Annotated in this window: 1 pseudogene; it reads right to left on the bottom strand. The window is 37.3% G+C overall.

Going from position 1 to position 271, the window contains the following annotated elements:
* Positions 1-154 precede the first annotated feature (154 nt).
* Positions 155-271: pseudogene (locus CP367_RS10565) on the bottom strand (aggregation promoting factor surface protein); the annotation flags it as partial.

The following is a 271-nucleotide window of genomic DNA, read 5'->3' as shown; positions in this document are numbered from 1 at the left end:
ATGGCCTATGTAGGGATTGCGTGTTCGATCTTAGTTTTAGTCATTGCACTTTATCGTTTTATCAAGCAAGATAATTTTGAGTAAAACAAAACCAGTTTAGTCAATTGGACTAAGCTGGTTTTCTTTAGCTTTTGGGAATTAAAGGAATTTAATTTTAGTCCCAGTTGTGATCTAACCAAAATCTCTTGGCGTTAACCCATGAAACGTAACGACCGTCAACGTCATTATCACCAACACGTCCTTGCTTCTTAGGTGAAAGGTCACCATGTAA

This window comes from Lactobacillus sp. UMNPBX16 (assembly GCF_002553775.1).
Lineage (GTDB): Bacteria > Bacillota > Bacilli > Lactobacillales > Lactobacillaceae > Lactobacillus > Lactobacillus crispatus.
This window is presented reverse-complemented; position numbering and strand designations above follow the sequence as displayed.